Origin of the sequence: Aestuariicoccus sp. MJ-SS9 (assembly GCF_032586235.1) — a bacterium.
GTDB lineage: Bacteria > Pseudomonadota > Alphaproteobacteria > Rhodobacterales > Rhodobacteraceae > Aestuariicoccus.
Genome location: NZ_JAWHTD010000003.1, coordinates 114,924 through 129,849, shown reverse-complemented (window position 1 = coordinate 129,849; position 14,926 = coordinate 114,924). Strand labels below are relative to the sequence as shown.

Sequence of the window (14,926 nt, the reverse complement as noted above, 5' to 3'; positions counted from 1 at the left end):
AGCCGGGGATTGTGTCCGAAATTTGCCGAACCAGCGGTTCTTGTCGGGCGTTTGTGCGGATAATATGCTGAAAAATAAAGAAAAGGCCGAACCGCGCGGGTACAGCCTTTCTCGCTTGTCTGACCTGATCGTCTGATCAGAAGTCGTTTTCAGCCGCAATCGCGCCGCCTGCAGAAGACATCAGATCGTTCGCGCTGTCTTCGATCGTGAAGAACGAAATGGCCGACAGGCCGACGACAGCGGCCGTGATCACGACCCAATCGACGGTGACCGCGCCTGACTCGTCGTCACGAAAGGCTTCAAGGAAGTTCAACATCACGGATCCTCCGCTTCTGCTCTACGTGGGAAAGGCCCAAGCCGGATCAAGCCCGGCTTGGGGAACTCGTTCGAGAAAGACTTAGAAGTCGTTCTCTGCCGCCACGGCGCCACCGGCAGCGGTGATCAGCGTGTTGGCGTTGGTCTCGATGGTCGAGTAGGCGGCGATGGCCATGCCCACAACAGCTGCGGTCAGCACGACCCAGTCAACCGTCACAGCACCGTCTTCGTCCTTGCGGAAGGTATTGATGAACTTGAACATTGGAATTCTCCAGATATGGCCAGTTGGCCGGGGGGGGACGCGGTCGCGCTGCAGGGTTGCTGAATTGCAGGGAAACCGGGTGGCGGCCCCGTTCATGGGGCCGCCTACGACTTAGAAGTCGTTTTCTGCCGCGACAGCGCCACCGGCAGCGGTGATCAGCGTGTTGGCGTTGGTCTCGATGGTCGAGTAGGCGGCGATGGCCAGACCCACGACAGCTGCGGTCAGAACGACCCAGTCAACCGTCACTGCACCGTCTTCGTCCTTGCGGAAGGTGTTGATGAACTTAAGCATGTTGTCTCTCCGTAGTGTATGTTTGCTTGCTCTCGATCTCACCGCTCCGGCACTTGCTTGGGCGTCTCTCACACGACCTGTCCCGTTGCGGTATGTGTAGAATAAGCCCTCACATTGGGGCAGGAGTTTGGCGCGATTGGTTTGTTTTTGCAGTATAACGGCGGCATCGCCGAAAAACTGAGAAGTATATGTATTTAAACGTTTAAATAGTATGAACGGGCTCTAGCCGTCTGGGAAATGAGGCCCGAGAGGGCTTAAAATGGCGGTCCCGTTCAATTTCCGTCGCCGATGTTGGAGATTTTTCGCTTTTGTGCGAAGATCGGAAAAAAGCGAAAAGCAGTTACAGGCGCCGTGATGAGAAAACTCTGTCTTTTAACCGTGGTCTGTGCCGCGGTCCTGACTTTCGAGGTGCGGGCCGAAGCCCCGGCGCCGTTCCCGGAATTTTCGGCCAAGCGGGTGACGCCGCCCAAGCCCGGCACGCGCAAACGCATCACCGTTCAGATCGCCCCGCGCCCGGCGTCCGCGGTTCCGGCACCAGCGGCCAAGTCCCCGTCGCCCGGCGGGCGTGCCGGGGGCGATGGCAGCTATGCCTGGTTCTGGGAGGCGGTGTCGCCCAAGCTCGACGCTTCCGGTCCGGGGCGGCTTGAACCGGCGCTGGTCCGGCTGCAGAACCCGCCGCAGGGGCAGGGCGTGGCGGCGCCGCGCCTGCAGGATCTTCAGGACATCGCGCAGGCCTACGGGATCGAGATCCTCAAGGCCACCATCGGAACCCGCGTGTCCCCGGCGCTGGCGCTGGCGGTTATGGCGGTGGAATCCGGCGGCCGCGCCGAGGCGGTCAGCACCGCAGGCGCGCAGGGGCTGATGCAGCTTATGCCGGCCACGGCAGAGCGCTTTGGCGTGGCCGACGCGCTGGACCCGGTCGAGAACATCAAGGGCGGCGTGGTCTTTCTGGATTTCCTGATGAAGAAATTCGACAGCGATCCGATCCTCGTTCTGGCGGGATACAACGCCGGGGAAAACAGCATCGGGCAGAACGACGGCGTGCCGCCCTATGCCGAGACGCGCGATTACGTGCCCAAGGTGCTGTCGGCCTTTCAGACCGCCAAGGGGCTCTGCCTGACGCCACCGCAGCTGATCTCGGACGGCTGCGTGTTCCGCGTCACCCGCTGACCGGGGGCACCACCGCGCCGGGGTTCATGATGCCATTCGGGTCGAGCGCGTCCTTGATGGACCGCATCGCCCAAAGCTTGGCCGGATCGCCATAGCGTTCCATATCGCCGACTTTCAGGCGCCCGATCCCATGTTCCGCGCTGACCGAGCCGCCCATCTCGTGCACCAGATCGTGCAGGGCGCGCTTGATGTCCTCGCGCTGTTTGGCGTGCTCTTTGCGGCTGCGGCCGGGCGCGGGGAAGATGTTGTAATGCAGATTGCCGTCACCCAGATGCCCAAAGCAATTGATCCGGAACGCCCCAAGTCCGGCGATCACCTCGCGGCCGCGAATGACGAAGTCGGGGATCGCCCCCAGCGGCAGCGAGATGTCGTGGCTCGCGATCGCGCCGATCAGGCGGTTGGCCTCGGGGATGCGTTCGCGCACCGCCCAAAAGTCGTCGGCCTGCGCCTGCGACTGCGCGATCAGCCCGTCGCTGACCAGCCCCTGCTCGAGCGCCTCGGCAAAGAGCTGTTCCAGCGCCTCCGCCGGATCGAGCCCCTTGGCCAGGCCGACCTCGATCAGCACGAACCAGTCGGGCCTTTCGGCAAAGGGCTGGCGCACGTCCGGCACCGTCTCGGCCAGAAAGTCGAGCCCGGTGCGCTGCATCAGCTCAAAGGCGCTGATCGCCTCGCCCATCTGCGAGCGGGCCAGCGACAGCAGCTTCAGCGCCGCCCCGGGGCCGTCGACGACCATCAGCGCGGTGCCGGTGCCCGCCGGGATCGGCGACAGTTTCAGGCTGGCCGCCGTGATGACACCCAGCGTGCCCTCGGCCCCGATCAGCAGATGCCGCAGATCGTAACCGGTGTTGTCCTTGCGCAGCCGCCGCAGCCCGTGCCAGATCTGCCCGTCGGGCAGAACCGCCTCCAGCCCCAGCACCAGATCGCGGGTGTTGCCATAGCGCAGAACGTTCACACCGCCCGCATTGGTCGCCAGAAGCCCGCCGATCCGCGCCGAGCCTTCCGACGCCAGCGACAGCGGAAAAAGCCGGTCGACGTCCCGGGCCGCCGCCTGCACATCCGCCAGGATCGCACCCGCCTCGGCGATCAGCACGTTTTCTTCGGGGTAAACGGCCCGGATCGCATTCATCTTTTCCAGCGACAGAATCAGCGCCGAGGGCTGCCCGGCCTCGACGATCTGCCCGCCGACCAGCCCGGTCCCGCCACCATAGGGCACCACGCCCACACGCGCCGCATTGCAGGCGCGCAGGATCGCCGCGACCTCTTCGGCGCTTTCGGGCCGCGCCACCCAGGCGGGCGCCCCGGTCCAGAGCCCCCTCGGTTCCTCCAGATACCGCGGCTCGGCCCGGCGCAGACGGCCCTCGGGCAGCGCCTGTGCCAGCGTCTCGGCAAAGCGGTCGTCAGCGGGGGAATGGGGCATGATGCGCCTTTGGTTGGGTCTGCCTCGGGGTCAGACCCTATTCATCACGCAACCACGATGGGCGCAACACCACCACGGTCGGGCGCGGCGGCAGATCGCGCAGGCTGACCTCGATCGAACTGCCAGAGCGCCGGTCGATGGCCCAGCGGTCCGACACGCCCTCCAGAAACGCCTCGAGCGAATAGCCCGAAAACCAGTGCATCGGGATCACGATCGAGGATTTCAGCCGCTCGACCACGCGGATCATCGCCGGCAGTTCCATCGTATAGCCGCCATCGACCGGCACCATCACCACGTCGAGCCGCCCCAGGGCCGCGTATTGCTCGTCGTTGGGCTCATGATGCAGGTGGCCAAGGTGGCCGATGCAGAGCCCCTCGACCTCGAACACAAAGATCGAATTGCCGTTGTCCTCGCGCCCGCCGAACTGGCTGCGGATATCGGTCGAGACATTGCGCACCAGCATCTCGCCCAGATCGAGATAATGGTCGATCCCCTCGCCGAAGGGGCCCCAGCCGGGCAGGGCATGGGGGATGGCGGGGTCGGGATTGGCCGTCCAGTGGGTGTCGTGCGCATGGTTCATGGTCACCACGTCGGGAATCATCGTGGTGCTGCCGTAAAACCCGGTGAAATCGGTGATCGCATTCAGCCCGCCCTGCGTCTGCAGCAGGAACGAGGCATGGGCGATGTAATGCAGGCGCACGCTGTAGTCCGGCACCGCCTCGGTCCAGCTGGCCTTGTGGATGAATTCCAAACCGGGCGCTGCATCGGCCACGGCGATGCAATGGCTGGGACGGCGCTGGTCCTGCGCGCTTGCGGCGCCGGCCAGCAGGATAAGAACAAGGGCGATCAGACGCATGACAAATCCTCCTGTGCTCAGAAGGGTAGAGCAAGCGAGGACGCCCGCAAGGGCGGAGGAGCGGCGCCGCCCGACATTTGCCGAAAGTCTAACCGATTTGGGTGCGCCCGCGCCGGTCCGCGCGCAGCGCCGCATAAAGCACATGCGTCCGCCAGCGCCCGTTGATCTGCAGATAGCTCTGCGCCACACCCTCGTACTTGAACCCCGACCGCTCCAGCAGCCCGCGCGACGCCACGTTCTCGGGCAGACAGGCGGCCTCGATCCGGCTCAGATCCTGCCGCTCGAAGGCGTGATGCACCATCGCGCGGATCGCCTCGCCCATATAGCCCTGCCGGGCGAAGGGCTGGCCGATCCAGTAGCCCAGCGTCCCGCATTGCGCGGGGCCGCGGCGGATGTTGTCCAGCGTGATCGCCCCCAGCAGCGTCTGGTCGCTGCGGCGGATCAGGAACACCGGAACCGCCGTCCCGTTCGAGATCGACCGGCTGGCCCAATAGACCCGGTTGGTAAAGGCGCGCCGCGACAGGTGATCGTCGGCCCAGTTGGGCTCCCACGGGGTGAGGAAATCCTCGCTGTCCTGCCGCAGAGCGGTCCAGCTGTTGAAATCGCCGTGCTGCGGCGGGCGCAGGGTCATGCGCTCGGTCTCGATGCGGAATTTTCGCCGCAGGGCCAGCATCAGGCGGCCCGTCGCGCCTGCACTTGCGCCAGCGTCGGCGCGTCCGACACCGGGCCGTAAAGCGCCATGGCCGCCGGGGCCTTCTCGGCCAGCGTTTCGGCCAGCGCGCGCACGTCGCCGGTGGTTACACTGTCGATGCGTGCCACGGTTTCCGACAACTCGGGCACCTTGCCCCAGATCTGCACCATCCGCGCGATGCGCTCGGCCCGGCTGGCCGGACTCTCCAGACCCATCAGCAGGCCCGCCTTCATCTGCGCGCGGGCGCGGGCGACCTCTTCGGGGCTCATGTCCTCGGCGGCGCGCTTCATCTCGTCGATGGTCAGATCGGCCAGCGCGCCGATCTGGTCACCGCTGGTGCCGGCGTAGATCGTGGTCATGCCGGTATCGGCATAGGCCCCGTTCTGGGCGAAGATCGTATAGCACAGCCCTCGCTTCTCGCGGATTTCCTGGAACAGGCGGCTCGACATGCCGCCCCCCAGCGCGATGGCATAGACCTGCGCGGTATAGAATTGCGGATCGCGGTAGCCCGAGGATTCAAAGGCCAGCGCCAGATGCGCCTGTTCCAGCGCCTTGTCGTGGCGCGCCTCGCCTCCGGCAAAGCTGGCCGGGTCCGCCGGCGCGGCTTTGCGCGCTGGCAGGCCGCCGAACAGTTTCTCTGCCGCGCGCACAAGCGTGTCGTGGTCGACCGCGCCTGCCGCCGACAGGATCATCTGGTCCGGCCCGTAATGCTCGGTCACGAAACCCGCCAGGTCCTCGCGCCCGAAGCGCCGGATGTTCGCCGTCTCGCCCAGGATGGTGCGGCCCATGGCCTGGCCGGGATAGGCCTCGGCCTGCAGCCAGTCGAAGATCACGTCGTCGGGCGTGTCATGCGCCTGTCCGATCTCCTGCAGGATCACGCCGCGCTCGACCTCGATTTCCGAGGCGTCGAACACGGGGTTCAGCAGAATGTCCGAGATCACGTCGAGCGCCAGGCCCGTATCGGCCTCCAGCACCCGCGCGTAATAGGCCGTCACCTCGCGGCTGGTATAGGCGTTGATATAGCCGCCCACATCCTCAATCGCCTCGGCGATCTGCAGCGCGCTGCGCGTGGCCGTGCCCTTGAACGCCATGTGTTCGAGGAAATGCGCGATGCCGTTCTGCTCGGGCCGTTCGTGGCGGCCGCCCGCCGTGACCCAGATACCCAGCGCGGTCGATTGCAGCCCGGGCATATGTTCGGTGACGATGCGAAAGCCGTTGGACAGGGTGGCTAGCTGAACACTCACTGGGCGATACGCTCCTGAATAAGGGCCTCTAGCGCGGCAAGGTCGTTCTCGACCTCGGTCACGCGCTCGGCGCGGTCGTAAAGATCGGCCATGCGCTGGGGAAGCGGCGGACGGATGCCGCTGGCCTCTTCCACCGCATCGGGGAATTTCGCGGGATGCGCGGTCGCCAGCGTGATCATCGGCACGGCGGGATCGCGCCCGGCCTCGGCGACGCGGACCCCGATGGCCGAATGCGGGCAGAGCAATTCGCCCATGCTGCGGTTGGCCTCGGCGATGGTGGCCATGGTCTCGTCTTCGCTGACGCGGCCGCTGTCGAAATGCTCGCGCAGCGCCTGAAGCGCGCCCTGGCTGACGCGGAACCCGCCCTGCTTGAGCTCGTCCATCAGCTGGGCCACGGCGGCGCCATCGCGGTCGTAAGCGTCGAAGAGGGCGCGTTCGAAGTTCGAGCTGACCTGGATGTCCATGCTCGGGCTGATCGACGGGACGACCTCATCCGTTTCGTAAGCGCCCGATGAGAGGCACCGGTGCAGAATGTCGTTCTGGTTGGTGGCGACCACCAGCCGGTCAATGGGCAGCCCCATGCGTTTGGCGATGTAGCCCGCGAAAATGTCGCCGAAATTGCCGGTGGGCACCGTAAAGCTGACCTTGCGCTCCGGCGCACCCAACGACACGGCCGAGGAAAAGAAATAGACCACCTGCGCCAGCACCCGCGCCCAGTTGATGCTGTTCACACCCGCCAGCCGGACGCTGTCGCGGAACTCGAAATGGTTGAACATGTCCTTCAGCCGCGCCTGGCAATCGTCGAAATGCCCGTGCAGCGCCAGCGCGTGCACGTTGCTTTCCACCGGCGTGGTCATCTGGCGGCGCTGCACCTCGGACACACGGCCATGCGGGTAGAGGATGAAGACGTCTACCGCATCCAGACCCCGGAACGCCTCGATCGCGGCCGACCCGGTGTCGCCGCTGGTGGCGCCCACGATAGTCACCCGCTCGCCGCGCCGCGTCATCGCTTCTTCGAACAGCTGGCCGATCAGCTGCATCGCGAAGTCCTTGAAGGCCAGCGTCGGGCCGTGGAAGAGCTCGAGCAGGAAATGCCCGGGGGCCAGCTGCACCAGCGGCGCGCGGGCGTTGTGGCCGAACCCGGCATAGGCCTTGGCGATCAGGTCGGCAAAGACCTCGTCGGTGAAGCCGTCGCCGACGAAAGGCCGCATCACGCGAAAGGCCACCTCTTCATAGGGCAGGCCATGCAGCGCGCGGATGTCGGCGTCGCTCATCTGCGGGATGGTCTCGGGCACGTAAAGCCCGCCATCGCGCGCGAGCCCGGACAGCATCGCCTCTTCGAATGTCAGCGCCGGGGCCTGCCCCCGGGTCGAGATGTAACGCATCAGCGTCCGCCTTTCGTATCGCGGCGTTGCCGCCAGATGAGTGTCGCCGTCATCGCCAGCCAGATCGCCGCCAGAGAGAACCAGGTGACGGCATATTGCAAGTGATCGTTGGGAATGCCGCTGGTGTCGACGGGCAGGGGGGTGAGGCCGGGATCGGCAGGGGTAACCTCGCGCGCGATCACCAGCAGGGGTTCGGTCTGCAGCGCCTCGGACATCGGCCCGATGTCGCGGGCGAACCAGGTGTTGCCCGCCACGTCGTTTTCTGGGGTCGAGGAATTGCGGTCGTCGGGCCAGTGCAGGTTGCCGGTCACCTCCGCCGGGCCGGTCCGGCGCGGGGTGCCCTTTTTGGCCACGGGCACAAAACCCCGGTCCAGCAGCACCCGCCGCCCGTCATTGGTCTGGAAAGGTGCGATCACCCGGTAACCCGCGCCCACGCGCTTGACCGACACCAGCACGTGCAGCTCGCCCTCCTCGATGGTGCCGCTCAGCGCCAACGGCTGGTAGCGCTGCTCGTCCGGCGACACGACCTGCGGCAGCGGCTGGGCTGGACCCGCGATGGTGCTTTCGATCTCGTCCAGGATGCCTTCTTTCCACGCCAGACGCTGCATCTGCCAGACGCCCAGAGACAGCAGGATACCGGCACCGATGAGGCCCAGCAGAAGGGTGGCGATGGGGCGTTTCACGAAGGCTCCGTTACAAGGAAAAGGCGCGCCGGGGGCGCGCCTCTCTTAGACCGATCCAAGGCGGGGTTCAAACCGCCTTTGGCAGGGCGCTGCAACCCGCCGCAGGCTCAGCCGCCCCAAACGTAGACAGCGGCGAAGAGGAACAGCCAAACCACGTCGACGAAGTGCCAGTACCAAGCGGCGGCCTCGAAGCCGATGTGCTTTTCCGGCGTGAAATGGCCCTTCATCAGGCGCAGCAGGCAGATGAAGAGGAAGATCGTCCCGATGATCACATGCGCGCCGTGAAAGCCCGTGGCCATGTAGAAGTTGGCGCCATAGATGTTGCCTGAGAAACCAAAGGCCGCGTGGCTGTATTCATAGGCCTGCAGCATGGTGAAGAGCACACCCAGCACGATCGCCAGGATCAGGCCGTTCTTCATGTCCTCGCGGTTGTTCTCATGCACCAGCGCATGGTGCGCCCAGGTCGCGGCCGCGCCCGAGCAGAGCAGGATCAGCGTGTTGATCAGCGGCAGGTGCCAGGGGTCGAAGGTCTCGATCCCCACGGGCGGCCAGACGCCGTCGACCGCGGGGCTCAGCGGGCCCATGGGGTACATGGCGTGTTTGAAGAACGACCAGAACCAGGCGAAGAAGAACATCACCTCGGACATGATGAAGAGGATGAAGCCGTACTTCAGGCCGATCCGCACCACAGGCGTGTGATCGCCCACCTGGCTTTCCGCGACGACGTCGGCCCACCAGCCGAACATGGTATAAAGCACACCCACAAGGCCGATCAGGAACACCCAGGGGCCGCTGTCGTGCATCCACAGGACGGCGCCGAACAGCATGGTAAAGCCGGCCGCCGCGCCCAGCAGGGGCCAGATGGAGGGGTTTAGAATGTGGTAGTCATGGTTCTTGGCATGTGCCATGTCGAATCCCTCGTTGGTCGTTAGTTGACAGACGTGCCGTCTGTTTGCGGGGTCAAGGCGGCCTGCACGTCCTCGGGCAGGTCGATTTCGTAAAAGGTGTAGGACAGCGTGATATGCTTGGCGTATTTGGCGTCCGAATCCTCGACGATCTCGGGGTCGACGAAGAAGCTGACCGGCATCTGCACGCGTTCACCGGGCATCAGCACCTGTTCCTCGAAACAGAAGCAGGCGATCTTGTTGAAATAAGCGCCGGCGCTGAAGGGCGCGACGTTGTAGCTGGCAGAGCCTGCGATGGGTTTGTCGGTCGGGTTATAGGCCTCGTAGAAGGCCAGCCCCTCTTCGCCGATGCGCAGCTCGATCTCGTGTTCGACGGGCTTGAATTCCCACGGCATGCCGCGTTCGAGCGAGGCGTCGAACTTGATCTTGATGGTCTTGTCGAGGATCCGGTCCCCGGCCGCCTCGGCAACGCCGGTCGCGCCGCCATAGCCGGTCACACGGCAGAACCAGTCGTAAAGCGGAACCGAGGCCCACGCCATCGCCCCCATGAAGAGAACGACGCCGACGGTCTGAACCACGGTCTTGTTCTTTCCCTCAATTGCCATTGCTGACCTGTCCTCCTGCGATTGCCGGATCGTAATCGCCCCGCGTCACCTTGACGACCGTGAGGCCGAAGATGATGGCGATGAACGCCACCAACACCAGGCCCAGTCCAAGGTTGCGGCCGAACCGGCGCTTGTGAAGCTCGTGTTCGCGGCCAAAGCTCATGCCAGACCCCCGATGCGGTCCAGACCGGCCTCGATCAGGATCGCGCCGAAATGGGCGAAGAGATAGAGCAGCGAGAGTTTGAAGAACTTGCGCTCGACAAGGAAGTTGTCCTCTTCGGACATGTCCTCGTCACGGCGGAAGATGTCCCAGGCGCCCTTGAGGAAGAGCGCGTTCAGCACCAGGGCCACCGCCAGATAGACCGGACCGCCGATCGAGGTGAAACCCGCGCCGATGGCCAGAACGGCCAGCAGGACGGTGTAGGCGAGGATGTGTACCCGCGTGACGCGCCGCCCGTGGGTGACCGTCAGCATGGGCACGTCGGCATTGTCGTAATCCTTGCGCATGAAAAGCGCGAGCGCCCAGAAATGCGGTGGGGTCCACATGAATGTCAGACAGAACATAAGCACCGATTCGATGCTGACGCCGCCGGTGGCGACGGCCCAGCCGATCATCGGAGGGAAGGCGCCCGCCGCGCCGCCGATCACGATGTTCTGCGGCGTCCAGCGCTTGAGCCACATGGTGTAGATGACGACGTAAAAGAAGATGGTGAAGGCCAGCAGCCCGGCCGCGAACCAGTTCGACGCGAGGCCGAGGAAGACGACCGAGAAACCCGAAAGCGCAAGCCCGATGGCCAGCGCCTCGTCCCCGGTGACCTTGCCGGCGGGGATGGGCCGCCGGGCGGTGCGCTTCATCACCGCGTCGATATCCGCGTCCCACCACATGTTCAGCGCGCCCGATGCGCCGCCGCCGACCGCGATGAAGAGGATGGCGCAGAACCCGACGAAAGGATGCACGGACACCGGGGCGGCCAGCAGCCCGACCAGCGCCGTAAACACCACAAGCGACATCACGCGCGGCTTGAGCAGGGCGAAGTAATCGCCGAATTCCGCCTCTTGCGTCTGCGTTGCCGCGCCGTTGATGCTTGCGTCGCTCATCTTTGTCCTCGTCGGGGCGGTGCGCAATGAATGCGCACCCTACGTGGCCGGGGTAGTAGGGTGCGCATTCATTGCGCACCGCTCGTTAGCTCAGTTGGTCAGGACCTGGCGGACGTCGGTGTATTCGCCCGCTTCCTTCGACGCGGCCAGCCACGCCTCGTATGCCTCTTCGCTGACCACTTTGACCGTGATCGGCATGTAGGCATGCGCCTGCCCGCAAAGCTCCGAACACTGGCCGAAATACACGCCCTCCCGGTCCGCGTTGAACCACAACTCGGCCAGGCGACCGGGAACGCCGTCCTGCTTGACGCCGAAGGCCGGGATCGTCCAGCTGTGGATCACGTCGCCGCCGGTGACCTGCATGACCACGGTCTTGCCGACGGGCACCACGACCGACGTGTCGGTCGCCAGCAAGAATTCTTCTTCGCTGTAGCCCGCCTCGACCAGTTGCTCGCGCACCTCAGGGGTCAGGCTGTTGTCGCCGCCGGTGAAGGGCGAGCCGATCATGTAGCTGTCATAGACCAGGTCCTCGCCGACGTATTCATAGCCCCAGTACCACTGATAGCCTGTCACCTTGATCGTCACGTCGCCTTCGGGAATTTCCTGCTGGTTGAACAGCACCGGCAGCGAGAACGCGCCGATAAAGACCAGGATCACGATGGGCACCACCGTCCAGGCGATCTCGATCGGGGTGTTGTGGGTAAAGCTTGCCGCCTTGGGGTTGGCGCGCTCGTTGAACCGCACGATGCAGTAGATCAGCAGCGCGGTCACGAACAGAACGATGGCGGTGATGATCACCAGAACCATGCCGTCCAGCCATTGCAGCTCGCGCGCCAGTTCCGTTGCCGCCGGCTGAAAGCCGGTTCCGGCGTCGCTCGGCCTGCCCACGATCTCGAGACCCTCCTGCGCCAGCGTCGGGGTGGCAAGAAGGCTGGCCATGAGGCCGGTCATCATCGAATTCAGTCGCATGTGTCACCTTGGTCGGTTGCGTGGTCTGTCGCCGGGTGGCAGCGGATAAGCGCACGGCGCCGGCGCTTTGCGTCCCCCCATTGAGTTGTCGACGCTTAAAACCATATTCTGATCGACAGATAAAGGAACATGCTTGCGGCAAAACGGCGCTTTTTCCGCTTGTGATCACAACCAAGCCCGAGGATTCCTCATGACCGACTCCGCGTTTCGCCCTTTCGACACCCATCTGGACCGCGACCGCGCACTGAAAGTGCTGCGCGATGCCGTTGCCGGTGCCGACGACGGCGAATTGTTCCTTGAACGGCGGCGGGGCGAGGTTCTGGTCTTTGACGACGGCCGCGTCAAGACCGCCAGCTATGATGCCGCCGAGGGATTCGGCCTGCGTGCGGTGCGTGATGACGTGGCCGGGTACGCCCATTCCACCGATATCAGCGAGCAGGCGATTCGCCGTGCCGCCGAAACCGCGCGGCTGGCGGTGGGCGAGGGCGGCGGCACGCTGGCCGATGCGCCGACCGGCACGAATCGCAAGCTCTACACCGATGCCGATCCCATCGCCGGGCAGGCCTTCCCTGTGAAGGTCGAGACCCTGCGCGAGATCGACGCCTTCGCCCGCGATCTCGACCCGCGCGTCGTGCAGGTGACCGCGACCATTGCCGCGTCATTGCAAGAGGTGGCGATTCTGCGCCCCGAGGGCACTCTGGTCACCGATGTACGCCCCATGACCCGGGTCAATGTCAGCGTCATCGTCGAAGAGGAAGGACGCCGCGAATCCGGCACGGCGGGCGGCGGCGGGCGGGTGACGCTCGATGGTTTGCTCGATCCGCAGGACTGGCAGTCGAAGGCGCGCGAGGCGTTGCGCATCGCGCTGGTCAACCTGCGCGCCGAACCGGCCCCGGCCGGCGTCATGGACATCGTGCTGGGGCCCGGCTGGCCGGGCATCCTGCTGCACGAGGCCATCGGTCACGGGCTGGAGGGCGATTTCAACCGCAAGGGCAGCTCGGCCTTTGCCGGGCTCATGGGCCAACGCGTGGCCGCGCCCGGCGTGACCGTTCTGGACGACGGCACCATTCCCGACCGGCGCGGCTCGATCACCGTGGATGACGAGGGCACGCCCTCGGGCAAGAACGTGCTGATCGAGGACGGCGTGCTGGTGGGTTACATGCAGGACCGGCAGAACGCCCGGCTGATGGGGGTGGAACCCACCGGCAACGGGCGGCGCGAAAGCTATGCGCATATTCCCATGCCGCGGATGACCAACACCTACATGCTGGGCGGTGACGCCGATCCTCAGGACATCGTGGCCGATCTGAAGGACGGCATCTGGGCCGTGGGCTTCGGCGGCGGGCAGGTCGACATCACCAACGGCAAGTTCGTCTTTTCCTGCACCGAGGCCTACCGGGTCAAGGACGGCAAGGTTGGCGCGCCGGTCAAGGGGGCCACGCTGATCGGCGACGGCGCCACGGCGCTGCAGCAGATTCGCGCTCTGGGCAACGACATGGCGCTGGACCCGGGCATGGGAAATTGCGGCAAGCAGGGGCAATGGGTGCCGGTCGGGGTGGGGCAACCCACTGTGATGATTGGCGGATTGACCGTGGGCGGGGCACAGGCCTAAGGCCGGTTTTGCAGATGTTCGCGGTTTGATCTGCGATCTTTACGGCGGCTTAACCAACCGCGCGCTATACCTGATTCTGCAACGAGACGGGGTCAGGATGACCGGCTACACCACTTCTTCCACTCACCCCCCACTCCCACCCACCACGGAAGACGATCGACTGTGCTGGCTCCGTCTCTTGCGCTCGCGCCGGGTTGGCGCGACGACATTCTACCGGCTGCTGGACGAACACGGCAGCGCTCGCGCGGCGCTTGATGCGCTGCCGGACGTGGCCGCCGCCGCCGGTGTGACCGATTACGCCGTCTGCCCCGAAGCCGTCGTGCTGGCCGAGGTAAGGGCGGCGCGCCTTGCCGGTGCGCGTCTCGTCTGCCGTGGCGAGACGGCTTATCCCGCGCGGCTTGCCGATATTGCCGACGCGCCGCCGCTATTCTGGGCGCTGGGCAACCAGGCCGCTCTGACCCGGCCCATGGTGGCGCTGGTCGGCGCGCGGAACGCGTCGTCGCTGGGCACGCGCATGGCGCGGTTCCTGGCGGGCGGGCTGGCCGAGAAAGGCTATGTCGTGGTTTCGGGTCTGGCGCGCGGGATCGACGCGGCGGCCCATGCCGCCAGCCTCGACACCGGAACCGTCGCCGTGCTGGCCGGTGGTGTGGACGTGCTTTACCCGGCCGAAAACGCCCGGCTGGCCGACGACATCGTCGCCAAGGGCGGTGTGCGGATCAGCGAGCAGATGATGGGGCTGCAACCGCAGGCGCGGCATTTCCCGATGCGCAACAGGATCATCTCGGGGCTTTCCCAGGCCGTGGTGATTGTCGAGGCGGCGGCGAAATCCGGATCGCTGATCACCGCGCGATGCGCGTTGGATCAGGGGCGTGAGGTGCTGGCGGTGCCCGGCCACCCGATGGATGCGCGCGCCAGCGGCTGCAACATCCTGATTCGCGATGGCGCGCTTCTGGTGCGCAGCGCCGAGGATGTGATCGACGACCTCCCCGAGGCGCCGCCGCAGATGGCCACCCAGCCGGAACTCGACCTGTCGGTTGCCGCAACCGCGCCCGCAGACGCCCAGCCCCCGCAGCGCAGCCTGCGCGAAACCGCCGAGCTGCACAGCCTGATCCTGTCGCGCCTCGGCCCCTCGCCGATGGCGGAGGATCAGCTGATCCGCGATCTCGGCGCGCCGACCGCGCGGGTCGCGCCCGTGCTCACCGATCTGGAGCTCGACGGCCGGATCGAGCGCCGCCCGGGCGGGCTTTTGTCACTGGCGGTGTAACCCCGGAGCAGGGCGCCAAAGGGAAATCCATGCCTCCGCCGGCCTCCGGATCCGCGCCGGAAATCGGGCAAGACCGACCCGCCGCCACGGCCTTTCACAGCGCCTCGATTGACAATTCCCCCTTGCACCCCACATCCTGCCCGGCCATACGCGGCCCGC

At 65.5% G+C, this 14,926-nt stretch carries 17 protein-coding genes; 3 read left to right on the top strand and 14 right to left on the bottom strand.

The annotated features are described in order from the left end of the window. Positions 1 to 136: 136 nt before the first annotated feature. From RXV88_RS03640 to RXV88_RS03630, 3 genes are all read right to left on the bottom strand, one after another. Complete coding sequence (locus RXV88_RS03640; protein ID WP_316290738.1) at positions 137 to 316, bottom strand: hypothetical protein; 180 nt, start codon at positions 314 to 316, stop codon at positions 137 to 139. Between the two features lie 81 nt (positions 317 to 397). After that, complete coding sequence (locus tag RXV88_RS03635; RefSeq protein WP_316290737.1) at positions 398 to 577, bottom strand: hypothetical protein; 180 nt, start codon at positions 575 to 577, stop codon at positions 398 to 400. Between the two features lie 111 nt (positions 578 to 688). Then, complete coding sequence (locus RXV88_RS03630) at positions 689 to 868, bottom strand: Flp family type IVb pilin (RefSeq protein WP_212538634.1); 180 nt, start codon at positions 866 to 868, stop codon at positions 689 to 691. A 354-nt stretch (positions 869 to 1,222) separates the two neighbouring features. Between RXV88_RS03630 and RXV88_RS03625 the strand changes: the two genes are divergently transcribed. Continuing rightward, the gene (locus RXV88_RS03625) at positions 1,223 to 2,038 is read left to right on the top strand and encodes a lytic transglycosylase domain-containing protein (RefSeq protein ID WP_316290736.1); all 816 of its coding nucleotides are present in this window, start codon (positions 1,223 to 1,225) and stop codon (positions 2,036 to 2,038) included. Here the strand turns inward: RXV88_RS03625 and RXV88_RS03620 are convergent. From RXV88_RS03620 to coxB, 11 genes are all read right to left on the bottom strand, one after another. Beyond that, a complete protein-coding gene (locus RXV88_RS03620) occupies positions 2,028 to 3,455 on the bottom strand; it encodes an FAD-binding oxidoreductase (RefSeq protein WP_316290735.1) in 1,428 nt (475 codons plus the stop codon). The genes RXV88_RS03625 and RXV88_RS03620 overlap by 11 nt on opposite strands. A 37-nt stretch (positions 3,456 to 3,492) precedes the next feature. Beyond that, positions 3,493 to 4,311: an MBL fold metallo-hydrolase gene (locus RXV88_RS03615; RefSeq protein WP_316290734.1), complete on the bottom strand. Its 819-nt coding sequence runs from the start codon at positions 4,309 to 4,311 to the stop codon at positions 3,493 to 3,495. A gap of 88 nt (positions 4,312 to 4,399) precedes the next feature. After that, positions 4,400 to 4,984, bottom strand: a complete 585-nt coding sequence (locus RXV88_RS03610; protein WP_316290733.1) for a GNAT family protein — start codon at positions 4,982 to 4,984, stop codon at positions 4,400 to 4,402. After that, complete coding sequence (locus RXV88_RS03605) at positions 4,984 to 6,246, bottom strand: pitrilysin family protein (RefSeq protein WP_316290732.1); 1,263 nt, start codon at positions 6,244 to 6,246, stop codon at positions 4,984 to 4,986. The genes RXV88_RS03610 and RXV88_RS03605 overlap by 1 nt, the downstream gene beginning before the upstream one ends. Then, a complete protein-coding gene (gene thrC / locus RXV88_RS03600; RefSeq protein ID WP_316290731.1) occupies positions 6,243 to 7,631 on the bottom strand; it encodes a threonine synthase in 1,389 nt (462 codons plus the stop codon). The genes RXV88_RS03605 and thrC overlap by 4 nt, the downstream gene beginning before the upstream one ends. Further along, a complete protein-coding gene (locus RXV88_RS03595; RefSeq protein ID WP_316290730.1) occupies positions 7,631 to 8,314 on the bottom strand; it encodes an SURF1 family protein in 684 nt (227 codons plus the stop codon). The genes thrC and RXV88_RS03595 overlap by 1 nt, the downstream gene beginning before the upstream one ends. Before the next feature lie 107 nt (positions 8,315 to 8,421). Then, positions 8,422 to 9,222: a cytochrome c oxidase subunit 3 gene (locus RXV88_RS03590; protein WP_316290729.1), complete on the bottom strand. Its 801-nt coding sequence runs from the start codon at positions 9,220 to 9,222 to the stop codon at positions 8,422 to 8,424. Positions 9,223 to 9,242: 20 nt separating this feature from the next. Continuing rightward, positions 9,243 to 9,824 carry a cytochrome c oxidase assembly protein gene (locus tag RXV88_RS03585; protein WP_316290728.1) on the bottom strand — a complete coding sequence of 194 codons (582 nt, stop codon included), beginning with the start codon at positions 9,822 to 9,824 and terminating at the stop codon, positions 9,243 to 9,245. Continuing rightward, a complete protein-coding gene (locus RXV88_RS03580) occupies positions 9,814 to 9,987 on the bottom strand; it encodes a hypothetical protein (protein WP_316290727.1) in 174 nt (57 codons plus the stop codon). Before RXV88_RS03580 ends, RXV88_RS03585 begins: the two co-directional genes overlap by 11 nt. Then, positions 9,984 to 10,922 carry a heme o synthase gene (gene cyoE / locus RXV88_RS03575; protein ID WP_316290726.1) on the bottom strand — a complete coding sequence of 313 codons (939 nt, stop codon included), beginning with the start codon at positions 10,920 to 10,922 and terminating at the stop codon, positions 9,984 to 9,986. Before cyoE ends, RXV88_RS03580 begins: the two co-directional genes overlap by 4 nt. 90 nt (positions 10,923 to 11,012) lie before the next feature. Then, entirely contained in the window at positions 11,013 to 11,891 is an 879-nt protein-coding gene (coxB, locus tag RXV88_RS03570; RefSeq protein ID WP_316290725.1) for a cytochrome c oxidase subunit II, read from the bottom strand. A 190-nt stretch (positions 11,892 to 12,081) separates the two neighbouring features. Between coxB and tldD the strand changes: the two genes are divergently transcribed. Together tldD and dprA are read left to right on the top strand one after the other, a co-directional pair. Beyond that, complete coding sequence (gene tldD, locus RXV88_RS03565) at positions 12,082 to 13,503, top strand: metalloprotease TldD (RefSeq protein WP_316290724.1); 1,422 nt, start codon at positions 12,082 to 12,084, stop codon at positions 13,501 to 13,503. Between the two features lie 97 nt (positions 13,504 to 13,600). Continuing rightward, positions 13,601 to 14,767, top strand: a complete 1,167-nt coding sequence (gene dprA, locus RXV88_RS03560) for a DNA-processing protein DprA (protein ID WP_410468794.1) — start codon at positions 13,601 to 13,603, stop codon at positions 14,765 to 14,767. Positions 14,768 to 14,926 lie beyond the last annotated feature (159 nt).

Coding starts and splice junctions, on each gene's coding strand:
- RXV88_RS03635 (WP_316290737.1), bottom strand. CDS start 577: ATGTTCAAGTTCATCAATACCTTCCGCAAGGACGAAGACGGTGCTGTG.
- RXV88_RS03610 (WP_316290733.1), bottom strand. CDS start 4,984: ATGCTGGCCCTGCGGCGAAAATTCCGCATCGAGACCGAGCGCATGACC.
- coxB (WP_316290725.1), bottom strand. CDS start 11,891: ATGCGACTGAATTCGATGATGACCGGCCTCATGGCCAGCCTTCTTGCC.
- thrC (WP_316290731.1), bottom strand. CDS start 7,631: ATGCGTTACATCTCGACCCGGGGGCAGGCCCCGGCGCTGACATTCGAA.
- tldD (WP_316290724.1), top strand. CDS start 12,082: ATGACCGACTCCGCGTTTCGCCCTTTCGACACCCATCTGGACCGCGAC.
- RXV88_RS03625 (WP_316290736.1), top strand. CDS start 1,223: ATGAGAAAACTCTGTCTTTTAACCGTGGTCTGTGCCGCGGTCCTGACT.
- dprA (WP_410468794.1), top strand. CDS start 13,601: ATGACCGGCTACACCACTTCTTCCACTCACCCCCCACTCCCACCCACC.
- RXV88_RS03640 (WP_316290738.1), bottom strand. CDS start 316: ATGTTGAACTTCCTTGAAGCCTTTCGTGACGACGAGTCAGGCGCGGTC.
- RXV88_RS03585 (WP_316290728.1), bottom strand. CDS start 9,824: ATGGCAATTGAGGGAAAGAACAAGACCGTGGTTCAGACCGTCGGCGTC.
- RXV88_RS03615 (WP_316290734.1), bottom strand. CDS start 4,311: ATGCGTCTGATCGCCCTTGTTCTTATCCTGCTGGCCGGCGCCGCAAGC.
- cyoE (WP_316290726.1), bottom strand. CDS start 10,922: ATGAGCGACGCAAGCATCAACGGCGCGGCAACGCAGACGCAAGAGGCG.
- RXV88_RS03590 (WP_316290729.1), bottom strand. CDS start 9,222: ATGGCACATGCCAAGAACCATGACTACCACATTCTAAACCCCTCCATC.
- RXV88_RS03620 (WP_316290735.1), bottom strand. CDS start 3,455: ATGCCCCATTCCCCCGCTGACGACCGCTTTGCCGAGACGCTGGCACAG.
- RXV88_RS03630 (WP_212538634.1), bottom strand. CDS start 868: ATGCTTAAGTTCATCAACACCTTCCGCAAGGACGAAGACGGTGCAGTG.
- RXV88_RS03580 (WP_316290727.1), bottom strand. CDS start 9,987: ATGAGCTTTGGCCGCGAACACGAGCTTCACAAGCGCCGGTTCGGCCGC.